Annotated in this window: 14 protein-coding genes; 5 read left to right on the top strand and 9 right to left on the bottom strand. The window is 76.4% G+C overall.

Annotation, left to right across the window (positions count from 1 at the left end; genetic code table 11):
* The first annotated feature begins 27 nt into the window (after nt 1–27).
* Nucleotides 28–3,723: a multicopper oxidase domain-containing protein gene (locus O7633_RS28815; RefSeq protein ID WP_282328676.1), complete on the top strand. Its 3,696-nt coding sequence runs from the start codon at nt 28–30 to the stop codon at nt 3,721–3,723.
* Nucleotides 3,724–3,729: 6 nt separating this feature from the next.
* Here O7633_RS28815 and O7633_RS28810 read toward each other — a convergent pair whose 3' ends face one another.
* The 7 genes from O7633_RS28810 to O7633_RS28780 all read right to left on the bottom strand — a co-directional run bounded on the left by O7633_RS28810 (nt 3,730) and on the right by O7633_RS28780 (nt 10,151).
* Entirely contained in the window at nt 3,730–4,563 is an 834-nt protein-coding gene (locus O7633_RS28810; protein ID WP_278133072.1) for a hypothetical protein, read from the bottom strand.
* A gap of 67 nt (nt 4,564–4,630) precedes the next feature.
* A complete protein-coding gene (locus O7633_RS28805; RefSeq protein WP_074473914.1) occupies nt 4,631–5,512 on the bottom strand; it encodes a PspA/IM30 family protein in 882 nt (293 codons plus the stop codon).
* A 209-nt stretch (nt 5,513–5,721) separates the two neighbouring features.
* Nucleotides 5,722–6,180, bottom strand: a complete 459-nt coding sequence (locus O7633_RS28800; RefSeq protein WP_178063881.1) for a helix-turn-helix transcriptional regulator — start codon at nt 6,178–6,180, stop codon at nt 5,722–5,724.
* 156 nt (nt 6,181–6,336) lie between these two features.
* Nucleotides 6,337–6,912, bottom strand: coding sequence for a CinA family protein (locus O7633_RS28795; protein WP_278133070.1), 576 nt, complete (start codon nt 6,910–6,912; stop codon nt 6,337–6,339).
* A gap of 50 nt (nt 6,913–6,962) precedes the next feature.
* Nucleotides 6,963–7,565 (bottom strand): CDP-diacylglycerol--glycerol-3-phosphate 3-phosphatidyltransferase, encoded by a 603-nt coding sequence (pgsA, locus tag O7633_RS28790; protein ID WP_278133069.1) that lies wholly within the window; start codon nt 7,563–7,565, stop codon nt 6,963–6,965.
* A 77-nt stretch (nt 7,566–7,642) separates the two neighbouring features.
* Entirely contained in the window at nt 7,643–9,142 is a 1,500-nt protein-coding gene (gene rimO / locus O7633_RS28785) for a 30S ribosomal protein S12 methylthiotransferase RimO (protein WP_282324633.1), read from the bottom strand.
* An 85-nt stretch (nt 9,143–9,227) separates the two neighbouring features.
* Nucleotides 9,228–10,151, bottom strand: coding sequence for an ornithine cyclodeaminase family protein (locus O7633_RS28780; protein ID WP_282324632.1), 924 nt, complete (start codon nt 10,149–10,151; stop codon nt 9,228–9,230).
* A gap of 168 nt (nt 10,152–10,319) precedes the next feature.
* On the opposite strand from O7633_RS28780, the gene O7633_RS28775 reads away from it, so the two are divergent.
* Both O7633_RS28775 and O7633_RS28770 read left to right on the top strand, forming a co-directional pair.
* Entirely contained in the window at nt 10,320–10,634 is a 315-nt protein-coding gene (locus tag O7633_RS28775) for an SMR family transporter (RefSeq protein WP_074473909.1), read from the top strand.
* A 110-nt stretch (nt 10,635–10,744) separates the two neighbouring features.
* A complete protein-coding gene (locus tag O7633_RS28770; RefSeq protein WP_043962438.1) occupies nt 10,745–10,990 on the top strand; it encodes a hypothetical protein in 246 nt (81 codons plus the stop codon).
* A gap of 482 nt (nt 10,991–11,472) precedes the next feature.
* Here the strand turns inward: O7633_RS28770 and O7633_RS28765 are convergent, their stop codons facing one another.
* Entirely contained in the window at nt 11,473–13,941 is a 2,469-nt protein-coding gene (locus tag O7633_RS28765) for a DNA translocase FtsK (RefSeq protein WP_278133059.1), read from the bottom strand.
* A gap of 113 nt (nt 13,942–14,054) precedes the next feature.
* On the opposite strand from O7633_RS28765, the gene O7633_RS28760 reads away from it, so the two are divergent.
* Nucleotides 14,055–14,534, top strand: a complete 480-nt coding sequence (locus O7633_RS28760) for a YbjN domain-containing protein (protein ID WP_074473905.1) — start codon at nt 14,055–14,057, stop codon at nt 14,532–14,534.
* Entirely contained in the window at nt 14,531–16,408 is a 1,878-nt protein-coding gene (locus tag O7633_RS28755; protein WP_282324631.1) for a YbjN domain-containing protein, read from the top strand. The genes O7633_RS28760 and O7633_RS28755 overlap by 4 nt, the downstream gene beginning before the upstream one ends.
* A 71-nt stretch (nt 16,409–16,479) precedes the next feature.
* Here the strand turns inward: O7633_RS28755 and O7633_RS28750 are convergent, their stop codons facing one another.
* Nucleotides 16,480–17,691, bottom strand: a complete 1,212-nt coding sequence (locus O7633_RS28750; RefSeq protein ID WP_282324630.1) for a S1 family peptidase — start codon at nt 17,689–17,691, stop codon at nt 16,480–16,482.
* Nucleotides 17,692–17,800 lie beyond the last annotated feature (109 nt).

The following is a 17,800-nucleotide window of genomic DNA, read 5'->3' as shown; positions in this document are numbered from 1 at the left end:
CACGCCACGACCGATCCGGGGAGAGCCATCGTGCTGTTCCGCAGACTGCGCTCCAACTTCGTCGACCGGCCCCCGCGCACCGGCGCGGAGCCGGGGCCGACCGTGCCGGCGGCCCGGACCGCCGAGGCGACCGAGCCCGACGTGGCCGAAGCCGAGGAGATAGCGCCGGCCAGCCTCGACCCGGCGGCCGTCCCGCGCTGCTTCGGCCCGGTGCCCAACTTCGCCGCCAGCCCGCTGCCGGTGCCGGTCCCCGCGCCGGACGAACGCGGCGGGGTCGCCGCCGGCACGGGCCTGCGCAAGTTCGTCGACGCGCTGCCCCGCCCCGGCGAGGGAGGCCGCACCGAGCTGGGCGGGTGGCTGCCGGTCGCCGTGCCGGACACCATCACCTGGCCGGGCTGCGACTACTACGAGATCGGCCTCCAGGAGTACGCGCAGCGCCTGCACCGCGACCTGCCCGCCACCCGGCTGCGCGGCTACCGGCAGCTCAACCTCGGCACCGACGGCACCGGGCACAACACGGTGGCCCCGCCCGACCGGCCGTACCTGTGCGGTCCGGTGATCGTGGCCCGGCGCGGCCGGCCGGTGCGGATCAAGTTCATCAACCAGTTGCCCACCGGCCGGGCCGGGGAGCTGTTCCTGCCCGTCGACGCGACGCTCGACGGGGCCGGGCCGGGCCCGCTGGACGGGCCGGCGCCCTACCCGCAGAACCGGGCGGTGCCGCACCTGTACGGCGGGCAGACCGGCTGGATCAGCGCCGGCAACCCGTGGCAGTGGGTGACGCCGGCCGGGGAGATCACCCCGTACCCGACGGGGGTGGGGTTGACCCACGTGCCGGACATGCCGCCACCCGGCCCGGGGGCGACCACGCTCTACTACCCCAACGAGCAGAGCGGCCGGCTCATGTGGCTGCACGACAACACCCTCGGCCTGTCCCGGCTCACCGTCTGCTCCGGGCAGCTCGCGCTCTATCTGCTCACCGACGAGGCCGAGGAGGGCCTCGTCGCCGACGGGGTGCTGCCCGCCGAGCAGCTCCCGCTGGTGGTCACCGACCGCACGTTCGTGCCCGACGACACGCAGCTCGCCGGCCAGGACCCGACGTGGGACCGGGACCGCTGGGGGGCCCGGGGCAGCCTCTGGCATCCGCACGTCTACCAGCCCCGGCAGCACCCGTCCCGCCCGTCGGGGACGAACCCGACCGGCCGCTGGGACTACGGCCCGTGGACCCGCCCCGCGCCCCCGGCCGACGCGCCGCCGGGCCGGCCCGGGCCCGACGACGCCGCCCCGTCGACCGCGCCGGGGGCCACGGGCGGGCCCGTGCCGAACCCGCACCACGATCCCGTCGCCGACCCCGACGAGCCGCCGCTGGCCCCGGGCGTGCCACACCCGTCGGCGGTGCCCGAGGCGTACGGGGACACCCCGCTGGTCAACGGCGTCGCGTACCCGTACCTGACGGTCGCGCCGAAGGCGTACCGGTTCCGGATCCTCAACGCCTGCGCGGACCGCTCCCTCAACCTCCAGCTCTACCGGGCCCGCTCCGACGGGCCGATGTGGGACGCGGACGGCGGGCTGCTCGACGCCGACGCGGGCGAGGTGCCGATGGTGGAGGCCGCCCGCGCGCCCGGCCGCCCGCCGCACTGGCCCGTCGACGGGCGCGACGGCGGGGTGCCCGACCCGGCTGCCGCCGGGCCGGCGATGATCCAGGTCGGCAACGAGTGCGGCCTGCTGCCGGCCCCGGCGGTGCTGCCGAACCGGCCGGTCGGCTACCGGTACGACCGGCAGGACCCGACGGTGCTCAACGTCGACGGGCACACCCTGCTGCTCGCCCCCGGGGAGCGGGCCGACGTCGTCGTCGACTTCTCGGCCGTCCCGCCCGGGGCCGTCCTGATCCTCTACAACGACTGCCCGGCCCCGCTGCCCCGCTTCGACCCCCGTAACGACCACCACACGGGCGCCCCGGACCGCACCGCCGTCGGCGGCGTCCCCGGCACCCTGCCCGGGTACGGGCCGAACACCCGCACCCTGCTCCAGTTCCGGGTGGCCGGCGAGCCGGCCGAGCCGTACGACCTCGACCGGCTGGCCGGGCGGCTGCCCGCCGCGTACGCCGCGAGCCAGCGCCCGCCGATCGTGCCGCAACCGGCGTACGACCGCGCGTTCGGCACCCGCACGGCCCGGGAGACGGTCGGCACGGCGCACGCCATCGCGGTCAGCTTCACCCCGGTCGGCGCCGCCGCGCCGGTGACGCTGCCGTTGACGGTGAAGGCGGTGCAGCACGTCTTCGACCCGGTGTATGGCCGGGTCGCCGGCCGGCTCGGGGTGGCCCACCCGCACGCCGGGCCGCTGGGCCCGGCCACCCTGCCGCTCGGGCCGGTCGCCCCGGCCACCGAGACGCTGGTGATCGCCGACCCGACGGTGCAGGTCGGCGCGCCCGCCGACGGCACCCAGCTCTGGCGGATCGTCGGCAACGCCCCGCAGACCCACCCGGTGCACGTCGGCGGCTGCGACGTGCAGCTGGTCAACCGGGTCGGCTGGGACGGGGCGGTCCGCCCGCCCGCGCCCAACGAGCTGGGCTGGAAGGAGACGGTGCGGGTCAACCCCCGCGAGGACGTGATCGTGGCGCTGCGGCCGGTCGCCCCCGCCCTCCCGTTCAAGATCGGCGACAGCGTACGGCTGCTCGACCCGACCCGCCCGGCCGGCACCCGGATCGGCTCCACGGCCGTCAGCCCCGTCGACGGGCGGCCGGCGGCGGTGGTCAACCAGCTGGTCAACCTGGGCTGGGAGTACCGCTGGCACAGCCAGCTCGCCGGCCACCGAGACCAGGGCATGAGCCGCCCGCTGGTGCTGCGGGTCGCCCCGCTCGCCCCGACCGGGCTGACCGCCACGCCGGTGCCCGGATCGGCGACCGTGCTGCCGGCGATCGCGCTGACCTGGACCGGCAACGGCGGCCGACCCCCGGCCAGCAGCCACCTGCTCCAGCGGGCCACCGACGTCGCGTTCACCGAGGGGGTCACCGCGATCACCGTGGCCGCCGCCGCGACCCGGTACACCGACTCCACGGTCACCCCCGGCGTGACCTACCACTACCGGATCCGGGCGGAGAACGAGGTGAGCTGCTCCGCCTGGTCCAACGGCGTGCCGGCCTCGGTGCGCCTCGCCGCGCCGAGCGGGCTGGCCGCGGTGATCCCGCCGGCCGCGCCGCTGCGGGTGGCGCTGCGCTGGGCGAACCGTTCCTTCGCCACCGGCGTCGACGTGCAGCGGGCCACCAACCCGACGTTCACCAGCGGCCCCGCCACCACGGCCATCGGGGTGCAGGAGCAGCACGTCGACGCCGTCGTGGCCCCGGAGACCACCTACTACTACCGGGTGCGCACCACCTACCTGGGGGTCGCCTCGCCGTGGTCGACGGTCGCCGCCGTCACCAGCCCGCCCCGGCCGGCCCCGCCGACCGGGCTGACCGCCGTCGTGGGCGCCCCCGGCCCGGACACCGCGACGGTGACCCTGACCTGGGCGGCGGACCCGCCGGGCGGGCCGGGGGCCGGGTTCCTGGTGCAGCGGGCGGTCGACCCGGCGTTCGAGCGCGAGGTCGCCGCGTTCACGGTGCACGGGCGGGCGTTCGTCAACACGGGCCTGGCCCGGGGCGTGACCTACCACTACCGGGTGCGGGCCGGCAACGTCGTCGGCAGCTCCCCGTTCACCCCGGCGGTCGCCGTCACCACCCCCGGGTGAGTCGGCTCAGTGGGTGGGGGCCCGCAGCGGGTCGCCGACGGTGCGCAGGGGCTCGCCGACGGTCCGCAGCTCGGCCAGCGCCGACGCCACCCCGTGCAGCAGGTCCGTCGCCTCGGCGAGCCGGGACGCGGCGGCCTGCTCGCCGGCGGCCCGGCCGCCGAGGTGACCGGCGTCGGAGCGGGCGTCCTCGGCGAGGTAGCCGGCGGCGGCCACCACCAGCCGCTCGTACGCCGTCACCCCGCTCTCCAGCTGCGCGGACAGCTCGCGGTGGGCCTCGGCGAGGGGGGCGCGGGCGTCGGCGGGGGCGAGCCGCAGGGCCCGCTCGACGCTGGCCACCCGCCCGGCCAGCTCGCGCAGCGACCGGTCGGCGGCGGCGGCCTCGGACACGGCCGGCTCGGCCAGGCCGGTCAGCCGGCCGGTCATCCCGCCGAGGGTGAGCGCCGCCCGGTCCAGCCGGGCCCACGGCTGCGCCACGCTGGTGCCGCGCAGGGCCAGCCGGGACCGGGCGCGGCGCACCTCCGCCACCACCCCCTGCCCGGCGGGGAGCCGCTCCACGGCGGCGACCAGCCGGGCCCGGGACCGGGCCGCGGCCTCGGCCGGGTCGAGGGCCGGGGGCGCGGGGCTCGCCGCGAGGGCCCGCAGGTCGATCCACCGCCAGACGGCCAGGGCCACCGCGCTGCCGGCCGCGCCGGCCCACGCCGCATCGGGCAGACCCAGCCCCGCGTACGGGGTGAGCACCGCCGCCGCCCCGGTCAGCCCGCCGCCCAGCACGCTCCACCGGCGGGCGGACCGCCGCAGCCTGCGGAGCTGGCGGAAGTATCGTGCTCGCTCGTCTGCCACCCGTGCCTCCTCGTTCCGGCCGCCGGGGCGGTGCCGAAGCCGCCCGGCCGGCAGTCGCTGGCGCCGCTCAGCCGGCGGCGCTGGTGTCGCCGGTGCCGCGGTCCTGCCCCATGCTGGCCCGGAGCTGGTCGAGCCGGGCCGCGGCGGCCGGGTCGACGGCCGGGGTGGCGGGCGCGGCCTGACCCTGCTGCCCCACGGCCGGGCGGTCCTGCCGGCCGGCGAGCTGCTCGCCGGCCATGCTGGCGCGGATCTGCTCCAGCCGGGACGAGCCGGCCGAGTCGAGGGACGCCTTCTGGATCTCCAGCATCCGGCCCTCGACGGAGTTGCCGGCCAGCTCGGCGCGGCCCATCGCGGTGGCGTAGCGCTGCTCGATGCGGTCCCGCACCGCGTCCAGCGACGGGGTGCTGCCGGAGGCGGTGAGCGACGACATCGACTCCAGCGACTGGGCCACGCTCTCCTGCATCTTGGCCTGTTCGAGCTGGCTGAGCAGCTTGGTGCGCTCGGCCAGCTTCTGCTGGAGGATCATCGAGTTGTTCTCCACCGCCCGGCGGGCCTGCGCGGCGGCGCCGAGCGCCTGGTCGTGCAGGGTCTTCAGGTCCTCGGTGGCCTGCTCGGCGGAGACGAGCTGGGTGGCGAGCACCTGGGCGGTCTGCTCGTACTTCCCGGCCTCCGCCTCGTCGCCCCGGGCACGGGCCTGGTCGGCGAGGACCAGGGCCTGCCGGGCGTTGCCCTGGAGCCGCTCGACCTCGGTCATCTGGCGGGACAGCTTCATCTCCAGCTGCCGCTGGTTGCCGATCACCGCCGCCGCCTGCTGCACCAGCGCCTGGTGCTGGCGCTGCGCCTCCTCGATCGCCTGCTGGATCTGCACCTTGGGGTCGGCGTGTTCGTCGATCCGGGCACCGAAGAGCGCCATCAGGTATTTCCAGCCCTTGACGAACGGGTTCGCCATCTCCGCGGTATCCCCTCAGTAGAGTCGCGCCGCCCCGGCCAGGCCGGGCGGTCCGGCCGGTGGTCGTGCGGCGGTGACCCCCATCGTCCCAGCCGGGCGCCAGCCCGGCATCCGTACGTCACCGGCGGCACGCCACCGTCTGATCAACAGTACGCGGCGTGGGAAAGCCCGACCACGTCCTCGGGCGACCTGCGGAAGGGCGGATGGGATCAGGCGGCGCAGACGACGTCGCGGTCGCGCTCGGCGGGGCGCACCCGCGTGCGCAGGGTCGCCTTCAGCGGGGAGTCCTGGTGCACCGCCACGGCCACCGGGCCGCCGGTCGTGACCTGCCGGACCCCCCGGCCGGTCGACTTGCGCACCGGGGCGCGGCCCACCGGGGACTCGACGGGCTCGGCCGGCTCGTCCTGCACCGGCACCAGCACCCCGGGAAGCTGCTCGGCGAGCGCCACCGTGTCGCTGACCTCGCGCAGCAGCTCGGAGAGGCGGGCGCCGAGGGCGTCGCAGATGGCGGCCAGCAACTCGCTGGAGGGCTCCTTCTGGCCGCGCTCGATCTCGGAGAGGTAGCCCAGGCTGACGTTGGCCGCGGAGGAGACCTCGCGCAGGGTGCGGTGCTGCCCCTGCCGGCGCGCCCGCAGTGCGTCACCGATCACCCGGCGTAGCAGGACCATCGCACCTCCCCTGACGGGTCTCACCCTCTTCACCGACGCCGTGCCGGCGCGGCGTGCCGCCCCGGCGTCGACGCCACGCGTCGGAGCCTTCCCGCAACCGTACCCGCTGCGGGCCCCGGTGACATCCCACCCCGCCCGTCCTTCTGGCCGCGGGGCTCAGCGGCGGGCCGCCCCGGCGGGCGCGGCGTCGCCGTCGCCGGAGCGCGGCACGCCCGACCCGGGCCCCGGCACGGCCGCGTCGATCCGCTCGGCGAGCAGCCGCAACGCCTCGATGACCGCGGCGGTCCGGATGTGGTCGCGGCCCCCGTCGAGGTCGAGCCGGCGGACCTCGGCGCCGGCCGGCCCGGCCACCGCGACGTAGACCAGCCCGACCGGCTTGCCGTCCTGCGGCTGCGGCCCGGCGACGCCGGTGGTGGCCAGCCCCCAGTCCGCGCCGCAGCGCCGCCGGCCGCCCTCGGCCAGGGCGCGGGCCACGTCCGGGTCGACCGGGCCGCGCTCGGCCAGCAGGTCCTCCGGTACGCCCGCCAGCGCCGACTTCAGCTCGGTGGCGTAGACGACGAGGCCGCCCCGGTAGACGCCGCTGACCCCGGCGATCTCCACGACCGAGGCGGAGAGCAGGCCGCCGGTGAGCGACTCGACGGTGGCCAGCGTCTCGTGGCGATCGGCGAGGCGGTGCACCACGCCGGCCGCCGGGCTGCCGGCCGGCCGGTGCCCGTTCGCGTCAGTTCCCATGGAAATGTCCCTTTCCCCGCGCCGGCCGGTCTACGCGTCCCCGCGCCGCTCTACGCATCCTCGCGCGCGGGCCGGCGCAGGCGCAGCGCCTGGGCCACGTAGTCGAAGCCGGTGACCACCGTGACGCCGACCGCGGCGGCCATCAGCCAGGGGCCGACGGCGGCGAGCCCGGCCGGCATCGGCCACAGGTACCAGGTGATCGCCAGGATCTGCAACGCCGTCTTGATCTTGCCGCCCCGGCTGGCCGCGATGACGCCGTGCCGGATCACCCAGAACCGCAGCGCCGTGATGCCCAGCTCACGGGCGAGGATGACGCCGGTCACCCACCAGGGCAGCAGGTCGTACCAGGACAGCAGCAGCAGGGCCGCGCCGGTGAGCGCCTTGTCGGCGATCGGGTCGGCCACCTTGCCGACCGAGGTGACCAGGCCGAACCGGCGGGCGATCCAGCCGTCCACCAGGTCGGTCACCGAGGCGACGGCGAAGATCAGGCAGGCGGCGATCCGCCACCCGGCGTGGGTCGCGCCGGAGGCGACCACCGAGGCGGCGAAGACCGGCACCAGCACCAGCCGCAGCAGGGTCAGCCCGTTGGCCGCGTTGAGCACCGGGACCCGGGCGACCACCGGCGGCTGCGCCGACTCAGCCGCCGGCGTCACCGGCGCACCCCGCTCGGGCCGCCGCGGCGAACCTGGCACCGCACCACGTGGCTCCCCCGCCTTCTCAGGGCCCGCCGTCACCGTGCCGCGCCGGGCGCAGCCGAGATCATCTCATCCGGGACGGCGACGAGATCCACCCCTTCGGTGGCGGTCACGGTGGCGCGAACGAGGTCGCCGGGGCGCAGCGCCGCCAGGTCCACCCCGCCGTCGGCCGGGGTGACCAGGGTGGTGGAGCCGTCGACCTCGGGGGCCTGGTGCGCCGCCCGGCCCTCGACCACGCCGTCGTCGACCGAGTCGACCAGCACCTCGACCGTGGAGCCGAGCCGCTCCTCGGCCCGCTGCGAGCAGAGCTCGTCGGCGAGGGCGCTGAGCCGGTCGTACCGGCGCTTGATCGTCGCGGCGGAGACCTTGCCGGGCAGGCCGGCGGCCTCGGTGCCGTCCTCGTCGCTGTAGTCGAACATGCCGATCGCGTCGAGCCGGGCCGCGCTGAGGAACCGGACCAGCTCGTCGACGTCGCCCCGGGTCTCGCCGGGGAAGCCGACGATGAAGTTGCTCCGCGCGCCGGCCTCCGGGGCCAGGGCGCGGGCGGCGGCCAGCAGCTCCAGGAACCGGTCGGTGGAGCCGAAGCGGCGCATCCGGCGCAGCACCGGCTCGCTGGAGTGCTGGAACGACAGGTCGAAGTAGGGCGCGACGCCGGGTGTGCCGGCGATCGCCTCGACCAGGCCGGGGCGGGTCTCGGCGGGCTGGAGGTAGCTCGCCCGGACCCGGACGATCCCGTCGACCGCGGCGAGCTGCGGCAGCAGCTTCTCCAGCGCCCGGGGGTCGCCGAGGTCCTTGCCGTACGACGTCGAGTTCTCGCTGACCAGCACCAGCTCCCGCACGCCCGTCTTGGCCAGCCACTCCGCCTCGGCGAGCAGCTCGTCGGGCGTCCGCGAGACGAACGCGCCGCGGAAGGCGGGGATGGCGCAGAACGCGCAGCGGCGGTCGCACCCGCTGGCCAGTTTGAGCGACGCGACGGGGCCGGTGTCGAGCCGCCGCCGCAGCACCTGCCGCAGGTGGGCCGGGGTGTGCTCGTCGGTGGCCACGACGGCCCGGTTCGTGCCGTGGCCGGGCAGCGAGACGGCGCTGTCGCGCCGGGCGACCGGGGTCAGCGGCAACAGCTCCCGGCGGTCGCGCGGGGTGTGCGCGTCGAGCGCCTCGCCGGCGACGACCGCGTCGAGGCGGGCGGCGATGTCGGGGTAGTCGTCGAAGCTGAGCACCGCCTGGGCCTCGGGCAGGCTGTCGGCCAGCTCCCGGCCGTACCGCTCGGCCATGCAGCCGGCGGCGACCACCTTCGCGCCGGTGTCGGCGGCGGCGAGCAGCGTCTGGATCGAGTCCTGCTTGGCCTTCTCCACGAAGCCGCAGGTGTTGACGACCACCACGTCGGCCCCCTCGCCGTCGGTGGTGACCTGCCAGCCGTCGGCGTGCAGCCGGGCGGCCAGCTCCTCCGAGTCGACCTCGTTGCGGGCGCAGCCGAGGGTCAGCAGGGCGACGCGGCGGCCGGCGGATTGCGGGGAGGGGGCGGTGGCAGACACCATCCGAGGGTACCGGGCGGGCGGACGGCGGCCCGCAACGGCGGCCACCCGGATCGCACCCGCACGCCGCCCGCCGGCCGGGGCCGGCTCAGGCCACGGCCGCGCCCACCCGGACCAGCCGGTCGAGCAGGAAGACCTCCGTGCCGGCCAGGCCGGTCGAGCAGAAGACCGACACCTGGTCCGCGCCGGTCCGGCCGCGAGCCTCGCCCGCCAGCACCGCGCCCAGGTCACCCAACCGCCCGGCGTACGCGGGCAGCGTCGCCAGCATCGGCGGGTCGTACGCGGCCGCCTGCGCCGGCGAGTCGGTGACCAGCAGATCGGCGGCGTCGAGCAGGTCGGTGCCGAACTCGTGCCGGTCGGCCTGCTTGAAGCCGACCGTGTTGACGTGGGTGCCGGGGGCCAGGTCGGCGGCGTCGAGCACGGGGGCGACGGCGGTGGTGGCGAGCACCACGACGTCGCGCTCCCGCACGGCGGCCCGCGCCGAGTCGACCGCCCGCGCCGGCACGCCCAGCTCGGCGCGGACGCGGGCGGCGAACGCCTCCCGCCGGGCGGCCGAGCGGCTGTGCACGGTGACCTCGCGCAGCGGGCGCACCGCGGCGGCGGCCCACACCTGGGTCCACGCCTGCGTGCCCGAGCCGACCACGCCCAGCGTGGCGGCGTCCGGCCGGGCCAGGGCGTCCACGGCGACCCCGCCGAGCCCTCCGGTGCGCCGGGAGCCCAGCTCGTCCCCGACCGCGACCGCCCGCACCGCCCCGGTACGCCCGTCGTGCAGCACGACCACCTGCTCGCCCTGCGGGTGCCCGAACGTGTCGTACGAGCGGAAGCCGTACCACTCGCCGGTGAGGTGCCCGGCGGTGAGCACCATCCGTCCCCCGCCCAGCGCCGCGGCGGCCCGGGGCGGGGCCACCAGGCGGCCGGCGTACGCGGCGAGCAGGGCCTCGCGCATCGCGGCCACCGTCGTGGGGGCGTCCAGCGCGGCGGCGACGTCGGGGTCGGCGAAGAGCAGCGGCATGACCCGAATACTGCAACTTGAAGTCAGGTTCACGTCAACCGGTGGTGGCCCGGCTCACCCCGCCGCCGCCCCGGCCGGTGCTACCGTCGGTCGCGGCGGCCCCAGGGCCGCCCCGGACGAGTGGTGGGCGCCCCGCAGGCCCGGGCACCGAAGCAGAGGTGTTGCGGCATGGCCTGGATCGTGTTGGTGATCTCCGGACTCCTCGAGACCGCGTGGGCGGTCGCCCTCGACCGCAGCGCCGGCTTCAGCCGGCTCGTGCCGTCGGTCGTGTTCGCGGTCACGCTGGTACTCAGCATGGCCGGGCTGGCGTACGCGCTGCGCGAGATCCCCGTCGGCACCGGCTACGCGGTCTGGGTGGGCATCGGCGCGGTCGGCACCGCGCTGGTCGGCATGCTGGCGCTGCACGAGTCGGCGAGCCTGCCCCGCATCGTCTGCCTGCTGCTGGTCGTCGCCGGGGTGGTCGGCCTCAAGGTCTTCCACTGACCGGTCCCCCGCTGACCCGTCTCACCCTGACCGACCGGCATGCGTAGTTTTCGGCACCGGTGGGTAGTGATCCGGTCGACGGTAGAACGAGGCTCACCACGGAGGACGTCATGGCCGACACCCACGCCACCACCCGCCCGCGCACCAACGCCGCCCGGATCTGCACGATCGTCGCGTTCGTCTTCGCCGCCCTCGCCGTCTTCGTGTCGCCGGTGATCTTCGGCCTGCTCGGCGTGATCCTCGGCGTGGTCGGCGCGGTCCTCGGCGACAAGCCGCTCGGCTGGTACGCCGCCGCCGCCAGCGTGGCCGGCGCCGTGCTCGGCATGATCCTCAGCGCGGTGATCCTGAACGCCTGAGCACCCCCCCCCACTCAGCCACCGCGACCGCGGCCGAAGGGCCCGCCGGGATTCCCGGCGGGCCCTCGCCGTTCCCCCCGCCCTCGCCGCCGGGGGCGGCCGGCGGCAGCGAATGGCCGCGCTCCACCCGCCCCCGGACCGTGACACGCAGCGACCGCCCCGCTCGACGCCACCACCACCCTCGCTCCCTTTGCTCTGCACCCGGATACGCAACAGTTCACGCAACGCAATCGGCTGCCCCTTCCCACCGCCTACCGGTTTCACAAAGCTGCTGGCCAATGGGGTGATGCGTCCCTGGGTGCAGAGCAAAGGGAGCGCGGGGAGTCCTGCACGCCGGACTGAACATGACCCTGAGTCAGGTTGACAGATCCGTCACCCAAGGTGAGCAAGCAAGGTGAGCAAGCTCGGTTGGCCGGTGGAGGACAAGTGCACGAAGGGCCCGGCCGGAAGGAAGGGCGGGAAGGGGGTCCGGCGGGGGCCGGTCAGTCGTCCGCGCCGCCGAGGCCGGCGAGGACCTCCTCCAGCTCGTCCGGCTTGACCAGCACGTCGCGGGCCTTGGAACCCTCGGACGGGCCGACCACGCCCCGGGTCTCCATCAGGTCCATCAGGCGGCCGGCCTTGGCGAAGCCCACCCGCAGCTTGCGCTGGAGCATCGACGTCGAGCCGAACTGCGAGGTGACCACCAGCTCGACCGCCTGCACCAGCAGGTCCAGGTCGTCGCCGATCTCCTCGTCGATCTTCTTCTTGCTGTCCTGCGCCGGGGCCAGCACGTCCGGGCGGAACTCCGGCTCCCGCTGGTCCTTGCAGAACTTCACCACGTCGGCGATCTCGCGTTCGGTGACCCAGGCCCCCTGGATGCGGATCGGCTTCGACGCGCCCATCGGCAGGAAGAGGCCGTCGCCACGCCCCAGCAGCTTCTCCGCGCCCGGCTGGTCGAGGATGACCCGCGAGTCGGCCAGCGACGAGGTGGCGAAGGCCAGCCGGGACGGCACGTTGGCCTTGATCAGACCGGTGACCACGTCCACGCTCGGCCGTTGGGTGGCCAGCACCAGGTGGATGCCGGCGGCCCGGGCGAGCTGCGTGATCCGCACGACCGAGTCCTCCACGTCGCGCGGCGCGACCATCATCAGGTCGGCCAGCTCGTCCACGATCACCAGCAGGTACGGGTACGGCCGCATCTCCCGCTCGCTGCCCGGCGGGGCCTTGATCTCCCCCGTGCGCACCTTGCGGTTGAAGTCGTCGATGTGCCGGACCCCGTTCGCGGCGAGGTCGTCGTAGCGCATGTCCATCTCGCGGACGACCCACTCCAGCGAGTCGGCCGCCTTCTTCGCGTTGGTCACGATCGGGGTGACCAGGTGCGGGATGCCCTCGTAGCCGGTCATCTCGACGCGCTTCGGGTCGATCAGCAGCAGCCGCACCTCGTCCGGGGTGGCCCGGGTGAGGATGGACACCAGCAGGGTGTTCAGGCAGCTCGACTTCCCGGCTCCGGTTGCGCCCGCGATGAGGATGTGCGGCATCTTCGCGAGGTTGGCCACCACGAAGCCGCCCTCGATGTCCTTGCCGAGCGCCACCACCATCGGGTGGTGGTCGCTGGTGGCGGCGCGGGAGCGCAGCACGTCGCCGAGCGCCACGTTCTCCGGGTCGGTGTTCGGGATCTCGACGCCGACCGCGCTCTTGCCCGGGATCGGGCTGAGGATGCGCACGTCGGGGGACTTCACCGCGTACGCGATGTTGCGGGAGAGCTGGGTGATCCGCTCGACCTTCACGCCCGGGCCCAGCTCCACCTCGTACCGGGTGACCGTCGGGCCCCGGGTGAAGCCGGTGACCTCGGCGTCGACGCCGAACTGGTCGAACACGCCGGTGAGCGCGGCGATCACCTCGTCGTTGGCCTTGCTGCGCGTCTTCGGCGCGGCCCCGCCGCTGAGCAGGTTGGCCGGGGGCAGCGTGTAGTCGCCGGCCAGGCCGGTGAGCGCGAGCTGCTCGGCCCGGGTGGGCGGCGGCGAGTGCTCCGGCGGCTCGACCGGCTTGCGGGTGGCGGGCACCTTCGCCGGGGCCTTGCGGGGCAGCACCACGGTCTCCTGGAGGTCGGCGCCCTCGTACGCCTCCCCGTCGAAGTCGTCCGGGTCCGGCAGCGGCGGCGCGGCGCGCTTGGCCGGGCGGCGGCGGGCCGGCTTCTTCTCGGCGGGCTCCGCCTCGGCCTCGTCGGCGGCCGGTGGCGGGCCGACCACCGCGCCGGCGAGCAGCCCGAGCCGCTCCGGGATCTTGTTGATCGGCGTGGCGGTGACCACCAGCAGGCCGAAGACGAGCAGCAGGAGCAGCAGCGGCACGGCGACCCAGGCCGTCACGGCGGTCTCCAGCACGTCGCCGACGCCCGCGCCGATCAGGCCGCCCGCGTAGTCGCGCTGGACCGGGTCCACCGGGTTCTGTCCGATGTGCAGCATCGCGGCGGTGGCGACCAGCATGGACCCCCAGCCGACCAGGCCCCGCCCCCGGTGCTCCGGGTCGCCCGGCGTGCGCATCAGCCGCCACGCCCCGATCGACAGCAGCACCGGCACGACGATCGAGATCGCGCCGAGGAAGAGCCGCACGGTGTCGGCGAGCCGGGCACCGACCGGGCCGGCCCCGGAGAACCAGATGGCCACCGCGCTGAGCAGGGAGAGGCCGAGCAGCAGCAGGCCCGCGCCGTCGCGGCGGTGCTCCGGGTCGAGGTCGCGGGCGGAGGCGGCCTGCCGGCCGGCGGCCCGCACCGCCCAGCCGACGCCGTGCGCGAGCCCCATCCACACCGTGCCGATCGCCCGGCCGACGTGGACGGCCGGGCCCTGCCGCGCGGCGGGGCGCCGCCGGGGCGCCGCCTTGGTGGTCTTCTTCGCCGGCTGACGGGCACGACTGTTCGTGGTGCCACGCGGCGACGCGCCGCGTCGCCGGCTCGCCTGAGAGGTACGGCCCGCCATAGAGTCACCGTAACGGCGGGACCCGGTGGATCGCCGCTTTTCCGGGTCGTGTCCGCGCGTCGCAGCACGGGCGACGCCGCCTGTTGTGTTATTCGCCTCAGAAGGGATGCCCGATGGCGTCGCCCGAGATCGAGGACGACCCGGACGGCCCCCTGGCCGGGCATCCCGGGGCGTTGCGGCCGTTGACCGACGAGCTGATCGCGGCCGTGCTGCGTCGCCGGGGGTACGCGGTCGCGGCGGATCCGGCGGGCCGGCTGCTCGGCCGCTGGGAGGACGCGCTCGTCTGGTTCCTGCGGATGGGGGCGGCCGGCGAGATCCTCCAGGTACGCACGGTAGCCGCGCCGACCTTCCCGATCGAGTACGTGCCGACCCTGCACGCCTTCTGCAACTCGTGGAACCACGACCGCTACTGGCCCAAGGCGTTCGTGCACGTCGACGACGACGGGCGGGCCCTGGTCTGCGGCGAGGTGATCGCCGACCTGGAGCGCGGGGTGACCCCGCACCAGCTCGACCAGTTGCTCGACTGTGGCATCTCGACCGGCTGCCAGCTCGCCGCCGCCGTCGGGCAGCTCGCGGGCGGGGCGCGGCCGTGACCGGGCAGCCACGCCCGTGGGCCGACCGGCTGGCGGCCGCCGGGGACCTGCCCGACGGGGAGGAACGCGCCGCCGAGCTGGACCGGATCGCCTCGGCCGCCGACGCGGCCGGCGACCTGGCCACCGGGGTGGACGCCCGGTTCGCGCTGATGGACCTGCATCTGCGGCGGGGCGAGCGGTGGCGGCTGTTCGAGCCGGTCCGCCGCTGCCGGGAGCTGCTCGACGCCGCGTCGCCGGACGCCACCGCCGAGCGGGCCGCCGAGCTGCGCCGCTACCAGCGCTTCGCGGTCGAGGCCGCGTTCGGCACGCCCCGGGTCGGGCTGGGCCAGACCCGCGCGGCGCTGGACGACCTGGCCCGGCCCACGCCGGAGCCGACGGACCTGGCCGGATTCGCGCCGGAGTCGACGGACCGGGCCCAGCAGACGCCGGGGCCGACGGATGGGACCGGGCCCGCGCCGGATGGGGCCGGCGACGCGGCGGTGACCGACCTGGTGGCCGAGCTGCGCTGCCGCCTCGCCGACCACCTCGGCGACGAGCCGGAGGCCCGCCGCTGGTACGACCGCTGGCGCACCGCCCCCGCCGACCCGGCCGCCGGCTGTCCGGGCTGCGCCCCGTCGCGCCGCGCCGACCTGCTGGCCGGGTGGGGCGACTGGGCGGCGGCGCTGGCCGAGCTGCGCCCGGTCGTCGACGGCCCGACGGCGGCGACCCCCGCCGGGGCGGGCGGGGCAGCCGGAGCCGGGACCACCGGAGACGGGACGGCCGGGCCCGGCGGGGCGTACTGCACCGACCAGCCGGAGCGGGCACTGGCCGGTGCGCTGCTGCCGCTGCTGCGCGCCGGCGAGCCGGAGCGGGCGGGCCGGGCGCACGTCACGGCGTACCGGCGGCACCGGCGGGAGCGGACGGCGTTCGGGCAGCTCGCCGCGCACCTGCGGTTCTGCGCGCTGGGCGGGCACCTGGACCGGGGGCTGGACATCCTCGCCGAGCAGCTGCCCCGGCTGGACCGTCCGACCGACGACCTGGCCGCGATGGAGTTCGCCGCCGCCGGGGCGCTGCTGTGCGCCCTCGCCGCCGAGGCGGGGCGGGGCGACCGGCGGATGCCCGGACCCGCCGCCCCCGCCGGTCGGGCCGGTCGGGCCGCCGACGACCTCGACGTGGCCCGCCTCGGCGGGCTGCTCGCCGAGCTGGCGACGGGGCTCGCCGGCAGCTTCGACGCCCGCAACGGCACCGGCCACCAGTCCGGCCGGATCGCGGCCCTGCTCGCCGAGCGGCCGGTCGCCGGTCCGGTGACGCCGCTGCCCACCGACGACGCGCCCGACGACGGCGGCCCCGGCCGTGAGGGCGACGACGGCGACCCCGACGGTGGGGACGCCGACGACGCGACCGGCGGCGATCCTGACGGCGCGGGCGGCGAGCGCGCGGGCGGCGGCGGGCCGGCGGTACGGGAGGCCGGGCGCAGGCTGGCCGGGGACGAGGTGGGGGCGCTGACCGTCGCCCTGGTCACCGAGGCCCTGGACCGGCGCGGCGACGCCTGGACGATGCGCGGCCCGGCGGTGGTCGGGCGCTGGGGGCCGGCGGTGATCGAGTTCCGGCAGGCCGGTGAGCGGGGCGACATCCTGCACGCCCGGGTGCTGGCCGTCCGACGCCTCCCGGCGGCGCGGCGCGCGGAGGCGTACGCCTTCTGCAACGTGTGGAACCACGACCGGCTGCTGCCGAAGGCCTACGCGCACGACGACGGCAGCGGGGAGCTGGTGCTGGCCGGCGACGTGTCCACGGACCTGGCCCACGGCGTCGCCCCCACCCAGCTCGACGTGCTGGTCACCGCGGCCGTCGCCACCGGCGTCGCGTACGCGGAGGCGGTCGCGGCGCTGCCCTGACCTGACCTGCCCGGCTCGCCCTGACCGGCCCGCGCGGTGGTGCCGGGCCGGTCAGGGCGCGCGGGGCGGGGTCAGCGCCGCACGCGGCGGCCGCCCTGGATGCCGACGCCGCCGTCGGCGGTGGCCAGGGTCAGCCCGTTGACCCGGAGGATCTCGTTGACCGGCTGGAAGAAGGTGATCCCGCCGACCGTGCAGTCGCCGGCCCCGCCCGAGGTGACCCCCTGCGCCTGGTCACCGGAGATCCACGACCCGCCGGAGTCGCCCGGCTCGGCGCAGACGTTGGTCTGGGTCAGCCCGGTGACCGTGCCCTCGGGGTAGTTGACCGTCGCGTTCTTCGCCTGGATCACTCCGCAGAACGCCCCGGTGGTGGAGCCGGAGCGGCAGATCGACGCGCCGACCGGGGCCTCCTGGGAGCCGTTGACCGGCACCGCGCCGCCGTTGAAGTCGTTCACCACGGGCTGCGGCTGGAAGTCGCCGGTGACCCGCACGACGCCCCAGTCGTCGCGGGGGAAGGACGACGCGGCGAAGACTCCCTGCGGGGAGCCGTCGAGCCCGGTGGTGCGGTCGCCGGCCCGGCCGCAGTGCCCGGCGGTGACGAAGCCGCCGACCACGGCGAAGCCGACCGAGCAGCGGGAGTTGCCGTTGATGAGGTAGGCGTCGCCGCCGGAGAGGTCGGCGAGCAGCCGGGGGGCCCGCGTGGAGCCGACCACCCGCACCGCCGAGGCCGGGAGCCCGCTGGCCGCCGCGAACCGGCGACCGGCCTCCTCCTGGCCCGCCCGCGCCACCACCACGACCGAGTTGGTGGGCGCGTCGACGTACCAGCCGGTGACGGCCCGGCCGACCGCGCCGCCGGACCGGTCGAGCCGGGTCTTCATGGTGTCCAGCTCCCCCACGCCCCGGGCGACCTGCTTCGGCACCGCGCCCGCCGCGCGCACGGCGTCGGCCCGGCCGGGGTCGGCGACCGCGACGGTCAGGGTACGGCCGTCGGCGCCCAGCCAGGCCCCGCCGTAGTCCTCGCCCAGCTCGGCCCGGAGCTTCTCGACGGTGCCGGCGGCCCAGCGCTCGGTCTTGAGCCGCTGCGTCGCCTGCTCGCGGGTGAGCCGCAGGTCGCGGCTCATCGCGTCCACGACCTTCTGGTCCGCCCCGGCCGGGGCGGCGGCCCGCCCGGAGTCCCCGGCCGGCGGCGCGGCGCCCTCCCCGGCGAACGACGGCAGGGCCACGACCGCCGCCGCTCCCGCCGCCACCACCAGTACGCCGATGGCTGTCATCCGTCTGCGGTCCATCCGCCACGCTCCTCCCGGCCGGCGCGGGTACGCCTGCCGCGACGGAGTACGGGGCAGACCGCCGGATGGTTGAACGATCGACCCGGAACAATTTTCCCGTCGACGTTGA

It is taken from the genome of Micromonospora sp. WMMD712, assembly GCF_029581295.1.
GTDB lineage: Bacteria > Actinomycetota > Actinomycetes > Mycobacteriales > Micromonosporaceae > Micromonospora > Micromonospora carbonacea.
Note: the sequence above shows the minus strand (reverse complement) of the source record. Positions and strands in the feature narration are given on the sequence as shown.

Excerpts from the sequence above, each read along its gene's own strand:
- O7633_RS28795 (WP_278133070.1), bottom strand. The coding sequence starts at position 6,912 with ATGGGAACTGACGCGAACGGGCACCGGCCGGCCGGCAGCCCGGCGGCC.
- O7633_RS28800 (WP_178063881.1), bottom strand. The coding sequence starts at position 6,180 with ATGGTCCTGCTACGCCGGGTGATCGGTGACGCACTGCGGGCGCGCCGG.
- O7633_RS28780 (WP_282324632.1), bottom strand. The coding sequence starts at position 10,151 with ATGCCGCTGCTCTTCGCCGACCCCGACGTCGCCGCCGCGCTGGACGCC.
- O7633_RS28760 (WP_074473905.1), top strand. The coding sequence starts at position 14,055 with ATGGCGTCGCCCGAGATCGAGGACGACCCGGACGGCCCCCTGGCCGGG.
- O7633_RS28750 (WP_282324630.1), bottom strand. The coding sequence starts at position 17,691 with ATGGACCGCAGACGGATGACAGCCATCGGCGTACTGGTGGTGGCGGCG.
- O7633_RS28765 (WP_278133059.1), bottom strand. The coding sequence starts at position 13,941 with ATGGCGGGCCGTACCTCTCAGGCGAGCCGGCGACGCGGCGCGTCGCCG.
- O7633_RS28775 (WP_074473909.1), top strand. The coding sequence starts at position 10,320 with ATGGCCTGGATCGTGTTGGTGATCTCCGGACTCCTCGAGACCGCGTGG.
- O7633_RS28770 (WP_043962438.1), top strand. The coding sequence starts at position 10,745 with ATGGCCGACACCCACGCCACCACCCGCCCGCGCACCAACGCCGCCCGG.
- rimO (WP_282324633.1), bottom strand. The coding sequence starts at position 9,142 with ATGGTGTCTGCCACCGCCCCCTCCCCGCAATCCGCCGGCCGCCGCGTC.
- O7633_RS28805 (WP_074473914.1), bottom strand. The coding sequence starts at position 5,512 with ATGGCGAACCCGTTCGTCAAGGGCTGGAAATACCTGATGGCGCTCTTC.